The sequence below is a fragment of the Micromonospora sp. NPDC005203 genome, assembly GCF_042872705.1.
Lineage (GTDB): Bacteria > Actinomycetota > Actinomycetes > Mycobacteriales > Micromonosporaceae > Micromonospora.
Map to the genome: position 1 here is coordinate 750,751 of NZ_JBIAKV010000001.1, position 14,762 is coordinate 765,512.

The 14,762-nt window shown below is 71.6% G+C and carries 15 protein-coding genes; 10 read left to right on the top strand and 5 right to left on the bottom strand.

The window, feature by feature from the left end; all coding sequences use genetic code 11:
- The first annotated feature begins 8 nt into the window (after nucleotides 1-8).
- The 3 genes from ACFYPM_RS03685 (at nucleotide 9) to ACFYPM_RS03695 (ending at nucleotide 3,431) form a co-directional block, all read left to right on the top strand.
- Entirely contained in the window at nucleotides 9-854 is an 846-nt protein-coding gene (locus tag ACFYPM_RS03685; protein ID WP_387190895.1) for a hypothetical protein, read from the top strand.
- Nucleotides 855-1,468: 614 nt separating this feature from the next.
- Nucleotides 1,469-2,629, top strand: coding sequence for an NAD(P)/FAD-dependent oxidoreductase (locus tag ACFYPM_RS03690; protein WP_387191460.1), 1,161 nt, complete (start codon nucleotides 1,469-1,471; stop codon nucleotides 2,627-2,629).
- 31 nt (nucleotides 2,630-2,660) lie between these two features.
- Nucleotides 2,661-3,431, top strand: coding sequence for an isoprenyl transferase (locus ACFYPM_RS03695; RefSeq protein ID WP_357572497.1), 771 nt, complete (start codon nucleotides 2,661-2,663; stop codon nucleotides 3,429-3,431).
- 39 nt (nucleotides 3,432-3,470) lie between these two features.
- Here the strand turns inward: ACFYPM_RS03695 and otsB are convergent, their stop codons facing one another.
- The 3 genes from otsB to ACFYPM_RS03710 all read right to left on the bottom strand — a co-directional run bounded on the left by otsB (nucleotide 3,471) and on the right by ACFYPM_RS03710 (nucleotide 5,321).
- Nucleotides 3,471-4,295, bottom strand: coding sequence for a trehalose-phosphatase (gene otsB / locus ACFYPM_RS03700; RefSeq protein ID WP_387190899.1), 825 nt, complete (start codon nucleotides 4,293-4,295; stop codon nucleotides 3,471-3,473).
- A 67-nt stretch (nucleotides 4,296-4,362) separates the two neighbouring features.
- Nucleotides 4,363-4,716: a hypothetical protein gene (locus ACFYPM_RS03705; protein ID WP_387190902.1), complete on the bottom strand. Its 354-nt coding sequence runs from the start codon at nucleotides 4,714-4,716 to the stop codon at nucleotides 4,363-4,365.
- Between the two features lie 161 nt (nucleotides 4,717-4,877).
- Nucleotides 4,878-5,321, bottom strand: coding sequence for a helix-turn-helix domain-containing protein (locus tag ACFYPM_RS03710; RefSeq protein ID WP_387190905.1), 444 nt, complete (start codon nucleotides 5,319-5,321; stop codon nucleotides 4,878-4,880).
- Between the two features lie 264 nt (nucleotides 5,322-5,585).
- Between ACFYPM_RS03710 and ACFYPM_RS03715 the strand changes: the two genes are divergently transcribed.
- The 7 genes from ACFYPM_RS03715 to ACFYPM_RS03745 all read left to right on the top strand — a co-directional run bounded on the left by ACFYPM_RS03715 (nucleotide 5,586) and on the right by ACFYPM_RS03745 (nucleotide 12,655).
- Entirely contained in the window at nucleotides 5,586-5,930 is a 345-nt protein-coding gene (locus ACFYPM_RS03715; RefSeq protein WP_387190907.1) for a hypothetical protein, read from the top strand.
- Nucleotides 5,931-5,961: 31 nt separating this feature from the next.
- Nucleotides 5,962-6,297 carry a hypothetical protein gene (locus ACFYPM_RS03720; protein WP_357076516.1) on the top strand — a complete coding sequence of 112 codons (336 nt, stop codon included), beginning with the start codon at nucleotides 5,962-5,964 and terminating at the stop codon, nucleotides 6,295-6,297.
- A gap of 415 nt (nucleotides 6,298-6,712) precedes the next feature.
- The gene (locus tag ACFYPM_RS03725; protein WP_357241654.1) at nucleotides 6,713-8,128 is read left to right on the top strand and encodes a PhoH family protein; all 1,416 of its coding nucleotides are present in this window, start codon (nucleotides 6,713-6,715) and stop codon (nucleotides 8,126-8,128) included.
- A 277-nt stretch (nucleotides 8,129-8,405) separates the two neighbouring features.
- A complete protein-coding gene (locus ACFYPM_RS03730) occupies nucleotides 8,406-9,083 on the top strand; it encodes a lytic transglycosylase domain-containing protein (protein WP_387190911.1) in 678 nt (225 codons plus the stop codon).
- A gap of 107 nt (nucleotides 9,084-9,190) precedes the next feature.
- Nucleotides 9,191-9,844, top strand: a complete 654-nt coding sequence (locus tag ACFYPM_RS03735) for a rhomboid family intramembrane serine protease (protein WP_387190913.1) — start codon at nucleotides 9,191-9,193, stop codon at nucleotides 9,842-9,844.
- A gap of 106 nt (nucleotides 9,845-9,950) precedes the next feature.
- The gene (locus tag ACFYPM_RS03740; protein WP_387190915.1) at nucleotides 9,951-10,919 is read left to right on the top strand and encodes an NAD(P)/FAD-dependent oxidoreductase; all 969 of its coding nucleotides are present in this window, start codon (nucleotides 9,951-9,953) and stop codon (nucleotides 10,917-10,919) included.
- A 65-nt stretch (nucleotides 10,920-10,984) separates the two neighbouring features.
- Nucleotides 10,985-12,655 (top strand): hypothetical protein, encoded by a 1,671-nt coding sequence (locus ACFYPM_RS03745; protein WP_387190917.1) that lies wholly within the window; start codon nucleotides 10,985-10,987, stop codon nucleotides 12,653-12,655.
- A 31-nt stretch (nucleotides 12,656-12,686) separates the two neighbouring features.
- Here the strand turns inward: ACFYPM_RS03745 and ACFYPM_RS03750 are convergent, their stop codons facing one another.
- A complete protein-coding gene (locus ACFYPM_RS03750; protein ID WP_387191462.1) occupies nucleotides 12,687-13,625 on the bottom strand; it encodes a DMT family transporter in 939 nt (312 codons plus the stop codon).
- A gap of 29 nt (nucleotides 13,626-13,654) precedes the next feature.
- Entirely contained in the window at nucleotides 13,655-14,686 is a 1,032-nt protein-coding gene (gene glpX, locus ACFYPM_RS03755) for a class II fructose-bisphosphatase (RefSeq protein ID WP_387190919.1), read from the bottom strand.
- Nucleotides 14,687-14,762: the final 76 nt, after the last annotated feature.

Consider the following 14,762-nt stretch of genomic DNA (forward strand, 5'->3'; position numbering starts at 1 on the left):
CGGATCCCATGAGGACGGCCGCCGAGACCCAGGTCCGGCGGCCGTCCGCCGTCCGGGTGCTCACCTTCCTGCTCGCGACGACTGCGGCGGCCACCGTCGTGGTCGAGCTGCTCAACTGGTGGTACGCCCCGGAGCAGGGCTTCGGGCTGGCCGTCCGGACCGGCTGGGCGATGCTGCGCTCGTTCGGCTTCCTGCTGCTGATCGGGCACGTGCGCCGGGGTCGGACGGTGGCCCGCCCGTTCGGGCTGATCCTCGCGGTCACCACGGTCTTCGCGGTCGGTCGGCTGATCGTGCCCCGGCAGGGGGTGCCGCCGCTGCCCGGCCTGCTCGGCTTCGCCGTGCTCAGCGCACTCTGCGTGGCGGTGGTCTGGCTGCTGTACCGCTCGTCCGCGTTGGCCGGGCACCTGGTCCGGCACCGGCCCCGCCTCGTCATCGACCGGGAAGGCATCTCCTGGCGGGAGACCCCTCCGCGCCGACCGCAGGCCAGTGCCTGGCTGCTGACCAGCCGGGTGGCGGCGTTCACCTACAGCCCGCTGATGCTGGTGCCGGCCCTGGTGGCCGGGGGATCCATCCTGGACGGGCGGCTGACCGCACTACCGGCCGTGCTGCTCTGGTTCGGCGCCGGCATCGTGGCCAGCTATGCGGTGCTGTTCTGCACCGCGTTCCTGATGCGGGGCAAGGACTGGGCGCGGGGCCTGCTGGTCGGCGTGACCCTGGTCGTGCTCGCCGTGGACCTGCCGCTGTGCTGGTGGCTGCTGGGCGTGGACGGCCTGGTCCGCGACGGCGCCCCACTGCTGGCGGCAGCCGCACTGGCCCTGTACGGCCTACGCCGAGCAACCCTCACCCCACCCTGACCCCCCCGCCCGCCCCTCCCTCCCTCCCTACCCCACCGTCGATCTTGCACTTTCTGTCGCGACATAGGGAACGAAAGGCCCCAAAGCGGCGACACAAAGTGCAAGATCGCGGGATTGGTGGTGGTGACAGTGGGGGTGGTCCGTCGGCTCGGCCCCGACGGATCCACTCTGGGCGGCGGAGGGGGCCGATGTCGAGCGGATCGGCCGCACCGCCCTCACCGAGGTGCGCGAGGCGGTCACCGGCTACCGCGAGCACAGCTTCGCCCGGGAGCTGGAGAACGCCCGGGCCGTCCTGGCCGACGTCGGCATCACCGTCACCGTGCGGGGGACGGGGAATCTCGACGTCGACACCGACGACGCGTTCGGTTGGGTTCTCCCGGAGGGAGTGACGAACGTGCCGCGACACAGCCGGGCGTCGCGTTGTGACATCGAGGTCGACACCGATGCCGACGGGTCGGTGCTGACCATCCGGGACAACGAAATTCGGCCGTGCGGCATCGGCCGAGGCGAGCGGCGAGCGGGCAGGATGGCCGGTGGTGACGGTCACCTCACAGCGACCGCTGCCGACGGTGCGGGCGGATGGCCGGGCGGGTGGCGAACGGGCCGTGCCGCCGATGAAAGGGAGTTGCGCGGTGAGCGACGAGTTCGACGTGGTGGTGGTGGGAGCGGGGCCGGCCGGGGCGGCCGCCGCGTTGACGGCGCGGCGGGCGGGGGCCAGCGTGCTGCTGCTGGACCGGGCCGACTTCCCCCGGGACAAGGCGTGTGGCGACGGGATCGCCGCGCACTCGGTGGATGTGCTGACCGAGTTGGGGGTGACCGAGGCGGTGGCGGGTTACGCGCCGCTGCCCGCGTTACGCATGATCGCGCCGGGTGGCGGTGCCGTGGCCCGGGCGTTGCCCCGCCCCGCGTACACCGTGCCCCGGGAGGTCTTCGACGCGCGCCTGGTGGCGGCGGCCGTGGCGGCCGGCGCGCAGTTGCGTCGGCACACCGTGCGCCGGGTCGAGCCGCGCGCCGACCGGGTGGTGCTCGACGGGGAGGTGTCCGGGCGGGTGGTGGTGGGCGCCGACGGCGCCGGGTCGGTGGTGCGTCGGGCGCTCGGCCACCCGCAGAATCCCGACCGGCACCTGGCGCTTGCCATCCGGGGGTACGCGCCGGCGCTGCCCGGCCCGTCCGAGCAGCTCATCGTCACCTCGAAGGCGCGCTGGCCGGCGTACGCCTGGTCGTTTCCGATCGGCGACGGACGGGCGAACGTCGGGTACGGGGAGGTGCTGCGCGGTGAGTCGCTGAGCAGGGCCTACCTGCTGGACCGGCTGGCCGCGCTGCTGCCCGGCACCGACCTGGGGGCGGTGACCGCGTTGCGCGCCCATCACCTGCCACTGTCCACCCACCGGCCAACGCCGGGGCGGGGGCGCACGCTGCTGGCCGGAGACGCGCTGTCACTGATCAATCCGTTCACCGGGGAGGGCATCTTCTACGCGCTGCTCTCCGGTGCGCTCGCCGGTGCGGCGGCGGCCGAGGCCCCCGAGGCGGCAGCCGGGCGCTACACGCACGCGTTGCGTCGCCGCCTCGGCACGCACCTGCGGCACAGTTCGGTCGCGGCCTGGTTGGCGCGTCGCGGCCGAGTGGTGGACGCGGCGGTCCGGGCCGCCCGGCGCGACGACCGGGTGTTCTACGACGTGGTCGAGCTGGGACTGGGTGACGGACGCCTCACCGCCCGTACGCTGGCGATGATCGGCATCGGTCTGGGCGGCGGGGATGGGGCTCCGAGGCGGTGATCTGGGCGAAGGGTCGCTACGCTGCTAGGTGATGACGCTGCGGGACCTTATCTACTCCGTGTACGAGCGCCGGCTCACGGCGAAGCTCGCGGGTAAGCCGGTGCCCCGGCACGTCGGGGTGATGTGCGACGGCAACCGCCGCTGGGCGAGGGAGATGGGCTTCGTCGACCCGAACGACGGACACCGGGTCGGCGCGGCGAAGATCAAGCATGTCCTCGGCTGGTGCGACCAGGCCGGCGTGGGGCACGTGACCCTCTACCTGTTGGCCACCGACAACCTGCGCCGACCGGCCAGTGAGCTGGACCCCCTCCTCAAGATCATTGAGGATCTGGTGGTGGAGCTCTCCGAGGAGGGCAACCCCTGGCGGCTGCGCATCGTCGGGGCGCTCGACCTGCTCCCGGCGCAGACCGCGGCGGCGCTCAAGGGCGCCGAGGAACGCACCCGCGAGCGCACCGGGGGCGCGGAGGTCAACATCGCGGTGGGCTACGGCGGTCGGCGGGAGATCACCGACGCGGTCCGTTCGTTGCTGTTGGAGCACGCCGCCTCCGGCGGCACCATCGAGGAGTTGGCCGAGGTGCTGGACGTCGAGCACATCGCCGAGCACCTCTACACCCGTGGCCAGCCCGATCCTGACCTGGTCATTCGCACCAGCGGGGAGCAGCGGCTGTCCGGCTTCATGCTCTGGCAGTCCGCGCACTCGGAGTTCTACTTCTGCGAGCTCAACTGGCCGGATTTCCGGCACATCGACTTCCTGCGCGCACTGCGCTCGTACGCGACCAGGCAACGCCGCTACGGCGCCTGAACCGGCGGCGGGCGACGTGTCCGTCGCCGCTCGGCCGGGTCAGGGCAGGTGGGTCAGTGCCTGGGTGAGGAAGTCGCCGAGGGCGGCCGGGGACTCGATCGTCAGGTCGGCGGCGTTTGCCACCTCGTGGCCGGTCTCCGGGTTGGCCACGGCCACGCAGATGCCGAGGAAGTCCGGGTCGGCGGCGGCGCGGGCGCGCAGCGCGGCGAAGGCCTTGATGTCCGAGACGTCGTCACCGAAATACCAGGCGCCGGTGGCACCCTTGATCGCCTCGCCGATGACCATGCCCTTGTCCCGGTCGACAGGCGGTTTGAGCTCCAGCACCATCCGCCCGGCCTGCACGCGCAGCCCCAGGCGGTCGGCCTGCGCCTGCCCCCACTCCTGCACGGTCGAGCCGAGCTGCGGAGCGGTACGCCAGTGCAGGGCGACGGAGAGCCGCTTGTATTCCACGAGCGTGCCGGGTGGCAGCTCAGCCCGCGCGAGGTCGGCCAGCTCCGCCATGGTCGGCACCCAGGGCAGCGCGGCCGGCTCGGTGACGGTCTCCCCGCCCGAATGGCTGTGCTCCAGCCCGTAGAGGCCGTAGAGGTCCACGCCGGTGAGCCCGCCGAGCTGATCCCGAAGGAACTCGACGGGTCGGGCGGAGACGATCGCGACCCGCTGCACGACCGGGGCGAGTGCCTCGATCGCGGCCAACGCCTTGGGAGCCGGGCGTACCGCGGTCGGATCGTCGTCGACGGGCGCGAGCGTGCCGTCGAAGTCGAAGAAGAGCACGGTCCCGGCCGCCCGGCTGGCGGTGATCCGCCAGGCCTGGTCGGCGTTCAACGGGGTTCCCGGCTGGTGATTGCCCAGATTCAACGGCGGCACGCGCGTCAGCGTACCCCGGCGATGAGGGCTCATTCCTGGCCGAGCGGACCCGTTACGCGGTAGGCGATCAGCGTTCGGCGGCTCCTCGTCCACGTCGGCCGAACGGCACCACCGCCGCGTCCTGGCCGTGGCTCAACAGGTAGCCCTCCACAAACCCGGTGTTGCGATCGCCGGTGTGGTTCTCGATCTCGTTGAGCCGTGCCACCAGGAACTCGGTGAGCGCGCTGATCCGGTCGTTCATCCGCTCGTGCAGCTCGGCGACGACGGCCAGGACGACCGCGGTGCCGGCGGTGATGAGGACGAACAGGTTCACGAGCAGCGGGAGCTGCCCGCCGTCGACCGCGAGGGTCACCGCGTTGCCGGTCGCCCACAGTGTCATCGACACCGTCGCGACCACGACTGCCAACCACTTCAGGGTCATGGACAGACCCCTCCTTTGTCCCGCAGGGCTGGGTTCGGCCTTGTCCCGTCCCCCCGCCGATGACGAGCCCAAGCAGTACGAGTACGGACGCTAGCGTGCCCGTTCCGGCCCCGGAGGCAAACGAATGAACCTGACCAGGCGTTCTTTCGCCATCTGAGGAACTAGCCTGCTTGATTGCCTCTATTTCGGACATCGACTGGCAGCGTTGGGCGGTATGCGAGATATCTGATGGTTTCGCGGATGTGGAACTTCTCCGCGTCCGAGACGTTCGGGTCGACCAGACGGCGGAGCAGGGCCTCCACGTCCGGGTCCATCGGAGGGGCGGGCTGGCCACCGCGAGGGCCGGCCGCGGTGCGGTCCCAGCCGAGTGCGGCGAAGGCGGCCGCCGGATTCAGACCCAGGCCCTCGGAGAAGGCGACCACCCGTTCGGCTTCGGGGTCGCTGGCCCAGTCGCCCCGGACCCACCGGTTGATGGTCTGCCGGGAGACCCCGGTGCGCCGGGACACCTCGGTGCCACTCCAGGCTCGGGTCGCTCGTGCCTCGTCCAGGGCGCGGCGGACGAAGGTGGCGAAGGCGATTTTCCGCGCATTGGCCGTCTCGGTCACCCCGTGACCGTACGGCCAGCCGGTGACGAGCGCGCGCCCCGGCTCGCCACTGTCACGCCTACGTGACGGTAGCTTCAGATTTCCGGTAAACGATTCAGTGCCACTGTCGAGGGGTGTCACGCGGGCAGAATAGATGCCCGTAGTGGCAAGCGTAAGCGGACGAAAAGCTGATACTGTCACGCCCATGGGACAATCTACGGTGTGTCACGTGCATGAGACGATTGGTGCTCACATGCGTCACACCCCCGGTTCGGAGGGGGTGTGGTGACCGAGCTCGCCACCCGCGCCCAGGCCTTCGGGCTGATCGCCGAGGGGGTGGCCGCGGGGCTGACCGCCCCCTGGCGCCTCTACCTCGCCCGAGGCTGCCGCTACCTGTCGCTGAGCGTCGGCGACCGCGCCGAGTGGAACGCCTGGCGTACCCATCTCGGCTGCCCGGAGCTGAGCGTCCGGGTCTACGACGCCGGCGGCGAGATCCGCCGGTCCTCGGTGGCCGAGATCATGCTGGACGGCTGCCGGATCAGCGTCGAGCTGGTCGAGGAGGTCAGCACCGACGACCTGGACCGGCTGCTCGTCGCGGATCCCACCACGACCGAGCCGGAGGAGAAGTGACCGGGCGTCCGGGCCGGGCCGGGGTCGCCCGATGAGCCCGTTTCTCGCGGTATTTCTCGTCCTGGTGCTCGGCGCGACCAGCTACGCGGCCGGCCGGTTGCACGGGCAGCTCAGCTACCGCATCGGCTACCGCTTCGGCTACCGGCAGGGCTACTTCGACGGTGACCGGGGCGCCTGGAACCGCCGTCGCCGCGACGCCCAGGCCGCGATCGCCTCCGCCCTGTCGGTCTCCCCGGCGGGCGTCGTCCGCTCGGCCAGCACCGTCGCCCGCCCCGGCACCACGTACACCGGCTCGTCGTTCAGTGCGCCGGCCGCCCCGATCACCGGGCGGCACCCGACCGGCACGCTCGTTCGACGTACCGGTTGAGGTCGGTCGGCGGGCACGATCCCGCCGACCGACACCACCGACGCGGTGCGTCGTCCGCGGCGGACACGCACCGTCGGGGTCACGTCAGACCGGTGACGGTGACCCCAGACCGGCCGGGGTGCGCGCAGGGGGCATGCATCCCGGCCGGTTCCGCCGCGCCCACCGCCGGCCTTCCCGGTGGTGAGGGACCCCGCGAAGCCGTGTTCACACGCCCGTCTAGGTAGATCCACGTCGGCCCCCTAGCCGGAAGGGTCCGGCGGGGCTAGCGTCTAGGCATGGCACGGGGTTCTCCCGAGCCAGCCGGTCCGCCCGGATCTGCGACCTCGCGCATGGGGTTCCGCATCCGACCCCGTGTCCCCGGGCACCGGAGGAGGCGGAACACGGGTGGCGGATGCCCATCCGTCGGAGCAGGCCTGTGACGACTCGCCGTACCACCGCCGGTGCCGACCAGACCCCGGCCGCGACTGCCACGAACCGCCGTGCCACCAGGAGCCGCCGCACGGCGGCCGCCGCGCCGGCCGACCCGAAGGAGCCGCGACCAGCCGGCCAGGCCTTTGTCCTGGACACGTCCGTGCTGCTCTCCGATCCGGCGGCGTTCCACCGGTTCGCGGAGCACGAGGTGGTGCTGCCTCTGGTGGTCATCACCGAGCTGGAGGGCAAGCGGCACCATCCGGAGCTGGGCTGGTTCGCCCGGCAGTCGCTCCGGATGCTCGACGACCTGCGGGTCCGGCACGGTCGACTCGACCGACCGGTGCCGGCCAACGACGTCGGCGGCACCCTGCGGGTGGAGCTCAACCACACCGACGACGGCGTGCTGCCACCCGGTTTCCGGACCGAGAGCAACGACGCCCGGATCCTCTCCGTCGCGCTCAACCTCGCCGGCGAGGGCCGGGAGGTCACCCTGGTCAGCAAGGACATGCCGCTACGGGTCAAGGCGGCCTCGGTGGGCCTGCGGGCCGACGAGTACCGCCACGGTCAGGCCAGCGACCCGACCTGGACCGGCATGTCCGAGATGGATCTGACCGAGGAGCAGATCGGGTCGTTGTACGCCGGCGAGACGCTCGACCTCGACGAGGCGGCCGGTCTGCCCTGCCACACCGGTCTGGTGCTGCACTCGGGGCGGGGCTCCGCGCTCGGCCGGGTGCTGCCGGACAAGTCGGTCCGGCTGGTGCGGGGCGACCGGGAGGCGTTCGGGTTGCACGGCCGCTCGGCCGAGCAGCGCATCGCCCTCGACATGTTGCTCGACGAGTCGATCGGGATCGTGTCGCTGGGCGGCCGGGCGGGCACCGGCAAGTCGGCGTTGGCGCTCTGCGCCGGGCTGGAGGCGGTGATGGAGCGCCGCCGGCACAAGAAGGTGATCGTGTTCCGCCCGCTGTACGCCGTCGGCGGCCAGGAGCTGGGCTACCTGCCCGGTTCGGAGTCGGAGAAGATGTCGCCGTGGGCGCAGGCGGTCTTCGACACGCTCGGCGCGGTGGTGCACGAGAACGTGCTGGAGGAGGTCACCTCGCGGGGCATCCTGGAGGTGCTGCCGCTGACCCACATTCGGGGTCGCAGCCTGCACGACGCCTACGTGATCGTGGACGAGGCGCAGTCCCTGGAGCGCGGGGTGCTGTTGACGGTGCTGTCCCGGATCGGGCAGGGCTCCCGGGTGGTGCTCACCCACGACGTGGCCCAGCGGGACAATCTGCGGGTCGGTCGGCACGACGGCGTGACGGCCGTCATCGAGGCGCTCAAGGGTCACCCGCTCTTCGCACACGTCACCCTCAGCCGTTCGGAGCGGTCGCCGATCGCCGCGATGGTCACCGATCTCCTGGAGGACATCCCGATCTGACCGGTGCTTTTGTGGGGTTTTGTCCGCATTAAACCTGTGGCACAGATCACAAACGCGCCGGTCGGTTTCCCATCGGCCTCACTGTGCGCAATCGTGTCCCACGAGCGTCCACGCACCACCCGGATCGTTGGTGATCGTTCGTCGCGAGGCGGGCGACATCGGCGGCGGTCGGTGTGTCGGCGCGACCGGCAATCGGTCGGGGCGCTCGTGGCACGGTTGGCAGCCCACCTGTGGCCTGGCCGCGCCACGTCCTTGCTCCCGACGAAGGGACCACTTCGTGAGTCGGCTGTGGAGCCGGTTGGGTGCCCGTACGGCTGCTGTCGCCCTGCTGTCCGTGGGCGTTGCCGGCGGCTTCTACCTGGGCGAAGACCGGGAAACCCAGCAACAGGGCCTGACCGAGCAGGTCAGCCGCGAGATCGACCAGGCCGACCTCGCGTACCAGCGGGAACGGCAGTCCGCCCACCAGGTGCAGGTCTCCAAGCAGCGTGCCGCCGAGTACCAGGCCAAGCTGCGGGCGGCGCAGGCCGCGAAGGAGGCCGCCGAACGGGCCCGTCGGGCCGAGGCCGCCGCGGCGTCCCGCAAACGCGAACGCGCGGCCGCCGATGCGCCCGCCAAGCCGTACGACGGACCGATCCCGGCGTCCTGCGAGGAATACAGCGGCAACCGCAAGACCGGCTGCGCCCTCATGGTCGACTCGGGCTTCGGCATCTCCGAGTTCCCCTGCCTGGAGAAGCTCTGGACCAAGGAGAGCGGCTGGAACCACAAGGCCGCCAACAACTCGTCCGGTGCGTACGGCATCCCGCAGTCCCTGCCGGGCAGCAAGATGGGTTCGGTCGCCTCCGACTGGCGGACCAACCCGGCCACCCAGATCAAGTGGGGCTTGGGCTACATCAAGGGCAGGTACAAGACGCCCTGCGGCGCCTGGACCTTCTTCCAGAACAACAACCACTACTGACAGCTCTCGAAGGCGGGGCGGGTGGGTCTCCACTCGCCCCGCCTTGGCGCGTACTTCGGACGGGACGTGAGTGGCGGTCGGCCGCGTTTGCTGATAGCAGTTGTGGAGTGACCCTGCACCCGTCAAGCGGCGACCCCTACCGGTTCGGCACCGAGGCGTTCTACGCCGCGCTCGGCCGGGCGTTCGTCGCCATGTGCGCGGTCGTCCCGTTCCTCTTCCTCATCGAGGCCGTCGACCAGGGGCTCGCGTTCGGCCTGGACGCCAACGCCGGCATCATCCCGCAGCGCATCGAAGGGTTGGACGGGGTCTTCTTCTCCCCGTTCCTGCACCACGGCTTCGACCACCTCTACAGCAACAGCATCCCGCTGATCCTGCTGGGCACGTTCGTCCTGGCCGCCGGTGCCCGCCGCTTCCTCTGGTCGACCCTGGTCATCATCCTGGTCAGCGGGCTCGGCGTCTGGTTCACCGGCTCGCCCAACTCGGTGGTGGTCGGCGCCAGCGGCGTCATCTTCGGCTACCTGGGCATCCTGCTCACCCGGGGCATCGTCGAACGCAGCTGGTGGAACTTCGCGGTCTTCCTGCTGGTCGGCCTGCTCTACGGCTGGCAACTGGTCGGCATCCTCCCCACCGACGAGCAAATCTCCTGGCAGGGTCACCTGTTCGGCCTGCTCGGAGGGGTGGTGGCGGCGATCCTGTTCCGCCGTCGACGCCCAGCGTTGGATGGGCCGGACTACTCGGGTGACACCCTCCGCCTGCCCTGACCAATTCCCCGGCGCGCCCCGGAAGGGTGCTTGCCGGACCACCGCCACCCGCCTACCGTCGAAGATCAGCCAGCGTTGATCCGTAAGCGGAAAGCGACGGTACGCCATGCGCGAAGTCGATGTCGCCGTAGTCGGGGCCGGTCCGGCCGGTCTCTTCGCCGCGTACTACGCCGGGTTCCGAGGTCTGTCGGTGGCGGTGATCGACGCGCTGCCCGAGCCCGGCGGCCAGGTCACCGCCATGTACCCGGAAAAGTTGATCCTCGACGTGGCCGGCTTTCCCGCCGTCAAGGGCCGGGACCTGGTGGCCAACCTGGTCGCACAGGCCGCCCCGTTCGCACCGCAATACCTGCTCGACACCCGTGCCGAGAAACTCTCGTACGTCGACGACCGCCCAGTGCTCGGCCTGGCCGGGGGTGAGCAGCTCGGCTGCGGTGCGGTCGTGGTCACCGGCGGGCTCGGCAGCTTCAGCCCGCGGCCGCTTCCGTGCGCCGACGGCGCTCCCGGCACCGGGATCGTCTACTTCGTCACCGAGCCGGCCGCACTGGCCGACCGGGACGTGCTGATCGTCGGTGGTGGCGACTCCGCCTTCGACTGGGCGTTGGCGTTGCAACCACTGGCCCGTTCGGTGACCCTCGTGCACCGCCGGGAAAAGTTCCGGGCGCACGCCTCAACTGTCGCGCGAGTGCTGTCCCTGCCCGTGCGGGTGATGGTCAACGCCGAGGTCAGCCGGCTGATCGGGGAGGGCGTGGTGACCGCCGCCGAGGTGACCGTCCGCGGTGGTGCCACCGAGACACTGCCGGTGGACACCGTGGTCGCCGCGCTGGGCTTCACCGCCGATCTGGGTCCGCTCGCCGAGTGGGGGCTGCGTCTGGACCGCCGGCACATCCTGGTGGACAGCGCGATGGCCACCAACCTGCCCCGGGTCTTCGCGGCGGGCGACATCACCGAATACCCGGGCAAGGTGCGGCTGATCGCCACCGGCTTCGGCGAGGCGGCGACGGCTGTCAACAACGCGGCCGTGGCCATCGACCCGAGCGCGCACCTCTTCCCGGGACACTCCTCCGACGCCGGCTGACCGTCGGTATCGGACCCAGACCGACCTGAGTCCGGATCGAGACAGGTCAACCGGATCCTGTCCGGATGACGGGTTCCGACACACCGCAGGACGGCGCACCCACCACGCTGTCCTGGCTCTGCCATCCGGCCACCCTGATCGCCCTGGTCCTGCTGCTGGTCAACGACCACGTGCTGAAGGCGGCCCACCCCGGCCTGCTGACCGGCAAGCTGAGCGACGTCGCCGGCCTGGTGCTCGCCCCGCCGCTGGTCGCGGTGCTGCTGACCCTCCTGGCGCCGCGGATGCCGGCCCGGGTCGCCGCGCTGGCCGGTCTGGTCGCGGTGGCCGCCGGGTTCGCGCTCGTCAAATCCAACGGGTACGCCGCCGAGTTGGCCTCGTCGGCCTGGACCGTGCTGGCCGGGCCGTCGCTGGTCCGGGCCGACCGGGCCGACCTGCTGACCCTGCCGGCGCTCGGCCTGGCCTGGTGGAGTTGGACCCGGTCGCGCCGCCGACCCGTGCGCCAGCGGACCGCCCGGCTGGTCCGACTGCTTGTGGTGCTGCCACCGGCGGTCCTGGCGGTAGCCGCCACCAGCCCGATCTACTATCCGTACGCGGTGAGCACCGCGGCGCTCGACGGCCACCCGGCGATCTCGGTCGGCAGCGGCTACAGCAACTCGGACTGGCCGGCCAGCCCGTTGGACGGGCAGTGGGCGGTCAGCGAGGACGGCGCGGCCACCTGGCGGCCGGCCACGGAGGACGAGCAGCGGCGACTGTCCCGCCAGGAGGTGGGGCAGCAGCAGGCGTGCGCGTCGGACGCGCCCCGGCGGTGCTACCGGATCGTCACCGGGCACCTACGGGTCGAGGAGAGCGACGACGCCGGTGCGACCTGGCGGGTGGCCTGGGAGGTGCCCGACGAGCAGCGGGAGGAGTTGGCCCGCCGGTCACCGAACCCGGGCGATGTCCAGCGCCACTTCGCCTCCCGCGATCTGGTCGTCTATCCCCACGCCGGGGGTGGTCACGAGGTGCTCGTCGCCAACGGGCGGGACGGGTTCCTCCGCCGCCTGCCCGACGGTGGGTGGCAGCGCGACGGATTCCTCTTCGAGGATGGGCAGGTCGGCACGTCGTGGGGCGAACCACCTCGGCTGGGTGGTGGCGGACCCGGCGACCGCCAACTGGACCTGTTGCTGGCCGTCGCGCTGGCGCTGACTCTCGGCTGCGCGGTCACTGCGCTCGCCGGTCATCTCGCGATCCGCCGTGCTGGAGGTCCGCGCTGGTGGGGGGTCGTCAGCAGTGCGTCGATGCTGGTCGCGGGGATGGTGTTGACCGCGGCCTGGGAGCGCGACGACGACACCCTGGCGTTCATGGCCGTGCCGTTCGTGCTGGTGGTGGGCGTTCTCACCGCAGTGGCCATGATCGTTCGAGCCTCCTACCAGGGCGCTCTGCGGCGCTGGATCGGCTGGGTGCTCAGCGGGCTCCTGCTCACCGCGTTCCTGGCTGGGCTGCCGCTCGTCGGTTGGCTGTACGGCACCCCGTCGCGGACCCGGTTCGCGGTGGCGCTCGCCCTGCTGGCCACGGTGCCGGGCGTGCTGCTGGCCACCCGGATCGCGCGGCTGGTGGACCCGGCCCGTGGGTTCGAGCGCCGGTACCCACCGCGCCCGCCCTATCCGCCGCACGTGCCCTATCCGCCCGCGCCCTACCCTGCGCACCCAGCGAGGGTCCCTGATCCGCCGTACCCGTCGCAATCGCCGCCGCAGTGAACCTCCGACGGGCGGCTTGCGCGAGGTTGGGTCAGCGGCGGGCGGGTGGCGCCAAGGCGGCGATCAGCACCGCCACCATGGTCAGCGCTGCCCCGAGCAGGGTGTTCACACCGGGGTGGGAGGCCGCGGTGGGCAGCACCAGGTCCAGGAGGACCGCCCCCACGATCTGGCCGGCGATGGTGGCCAGACCGAGCAGCAGCACACCGGTGAAGCGGACGATCGCGGCGGCGATCGCGATGAACACGATGCCGATCGGGCCGCCCAGGTAGAGCCACGGCTCGCTCGGCGGGTCACCGTTCGGCCAGCCGCGTACGCCGATGTCGATGGCGAACGCGACGAGCAGGGTGACGGTGCCGACGGCGAAGTTGACGAGGGTGGCGGTCAACGCGCTGTCGGACGCCGCCCGGACCCGGCCGTTGACCGCCTGCTGCCAGGCGATGCCCACCCCGGCGAGCAGCGGCAGTAGGGCCAGCACCAACGCGCCCGGGTCGCCGAGTCGGTCGCCGACCGCCAGGCCGACCGCGAGCACGGTGAGCGCCGCGCCGGCCAACCGCTGCCGGGTGACCGGCTGCCGGCCGGTCGGCCCGATCCCGGCCCGGTCCACGACGAGGCTGCTGCCGGTCTGGCCGGCCACCACCGCCACGGTGAAGAGCGCCACGCCGAGCGTGCCGATGGTGAGCCCCTGGGTGGCCACGAGGAAAGCCCCGCACATCCCGCCGAGGCACTGCCACGGCCGCAGCGTTCCCGTCGCCAGGGCACGCCGCGTCGCGGCCAGCCCACGCCGCCCGCCGGGGGTGGCAGGCACCAGCACCAGGAGTACCAGCAGGCCGATGCCGAACGAGACGACCGCGGCGGCGAAGCCGTCGGCGAGGCGTACCCCCAGTTCGCCGTTGATCCGGGACTGCACCGCCACCGCGACCCCGGAGACGGACGCCAGCGCGACGCCGGTGATCCGGCGGGCGGCCGACAGGGTCTGCGGTGTCTCCGTGTTGGTGGCTGTCACTCCTGCTCGGCCAGCGGACGACCGTCGAAGTCGACAGCGGAGTAGAGCGCCAGCTTCTCCAGCCGGTGGTACGAGTCGATCACCCGGATGGTGCCGCTCTTCGACCGCATCACGATCGACTGGGTGTACGCGCCGCCGGCCCGGTACCGCACCCCGCGCAGCAGATCGCCGGAGGTGACCCCGGTCGCCACGAAGAAGCAGTTGTCACCGGTGACCAGGTCGTCGGTGCCCAGCACCCGGTCCAGGTCGTGCCCGGCGGCGAGCGCCTTCTCCCGCTCCTGCTCGTCGCGCGGCCAGAGTTTGGCCTGCATCGCACCGCCCATGCACTTCAGGGCGCACGCGGAGATGATGCCCTCCGGGGTGCCGCCGATGCCCATCAGCACGTCGACCTCCGACTCGCCACGGGCGGCCGCGATGGTGCCGGCGATGTCGCCGTCGGAGATGAACCGGATGCCCGCCCCGGTCCGCCGGATCTGGGCGACCAGGTCGTCGTGGCGGCTGCGGTCCAGCACACAGACCGTCACCTCGGAGACGTCGGTGCCCTTGACCTTGGCGATCCGGCGCACGTTCTCGGCCACCCCGGCGTTGATGTCGATCACGTCGGCGTACGCCGGCCCGACGGCGAGCTTCTCCATGTAGAAGACGGCACTGGGGTCGAACATCGCGCCCCGCTCGGAGACGGCGAGCACCGCGACGGCGTTCGGCATGCCCTTGCTCATCAGCGTGGTGCCGTCGACCGGGTCGACGGCGACGTCCACCTCCGGGCCGGTGCCGTCGCCGACGTGTTCGCCGTTGAAGAGCATCGGGGCGTTGTCCTTCTCGCCCTCGCCGATCACCACCACGCCACGCATCTGGATCGAGTTGATCAGCTTGCGCATGGCGTCGACGGCCGCACCGTCGCCACCCTCCTTGTCGCCCCGGCCCACCCACCGACCGGCCGCCATCGCGGCGGCCTCGGTGACCCGGACCAGGTCGAGGGCGAGGTTGCGGTCGAGATCCTGTGGGATCCGCGTCCTGGTGTTGGTCATGACGGCTGCTCCTCCTCGCGACGGTGCGGGGACGACCGGCGGCGGGGCGGTCCTCGCTGCCGGCTCTGTCGCTGAT